The organism is Corallococcus praedator (assembly GCF_003612125.1).
In the GTDB taxonomy this organism is placed as follows: Bacteria; Myxococcota; Myxococcia; order Myxococcales; family Myxococcaceae; genus Corallococcus; species Corallococcus praedator.
Genome location: NZ_RAWI01001455.1, coordinates 1 through 384 on the forward strand (window position 1 = coordinate 1; position 384 = coordinate 384).

Genomic DNA, 384 nt, shown 5'->3' on the forward strand with positions numbered 1-384 from the left:
GCCCCCGGGGCTCACCCACAAGCAGCTCGGCGGTGGAGCGGCGCTGGCCGGCATCGGCTTCACCATCTCCCTGTTCATCGTCGACCTGGCGCTGGACGATCCGGCGCTGCAGGACCAGGCGAGGGTGGGGGTGTTCGCCGCCTCCCTGATCGCGGCGGGCCTCGGCGCGCTGGTCTTCTACCTCGGCCGGGCCGACGCCGCCCTCAGCGGACCACCAGTGCAGCTGCTGCGTCCGGTCGACCCCGAACGCGACCACTTCCGCGGCCCGGTGGATGCACCGTTGACCCTGGTGGAGTACGGCGACTTCGAGTGCCCGTTCTGCTCCAAGGCGACCGGCTCGATCGCCGAGCTCCGTACCCGACTGGGCGATGACCTGTGCTACGT

1 protein-coding gene is annotated in these 384 nt (G+C 71.1%); it reads left to right on the forward strand.

Features of this window, described 5'->3' with window-relative positions; translation table 11 throughout:
- The coding region (locus tag D7Y13_RS44870; protein ID WP_158626285.1) for a DsbA family protein at nucleotides 1-384 on the forward strand (384 nt) is incomplete at both ends.